Annotated in this window: 1 protein-coding gene; it reads left to right on the top strand. The window is 73.1% G+C overall.

Annotated features, from left to right (window positions below; genetic code table 11):
- A partial coding sequence (locus LK493_RS10160) for a transposase (protein WP_227790937.1) occupies window positions 1–223 on the top strand: 223 nt, incomplete at both ends.

The raw sequence follows: 223 nt of genomic DNA, 5'->3' as shown, positions 1-223 counted from the left end.
AAGGCGAGGCTCGAGGGGCTCGTCGAGGCCGAGGCCCGCAAGCCCAGGTGGAGGAGGAGGGTCGACTCCCTGCGCCGCCTCAAGGGCGTCGACACCGCGACGGCCGCCGACCTCGTGTTCGAGGCCGGCGAGTTCTCGAGGTTCAGGAACGCCCGGTCGTTCGCCGCATGGGTCGGCCTGACGCCCTCCGAGCACTCCAGCGGGGAGAGCGACCGCAGGGGCG

The organism is Collinsella aerofaciens (genome assembly GCF_020709435.1).
GTDB lineage: Bacteria > Actinomycetota > Coriobacteriia > Coriobacteriales > Coriobacteriaceae > Collinsella > Collinsella aerofaciens_AU.
This window is presented reverse-complemented; position numbering and strand designations above follow the sequence as displayed.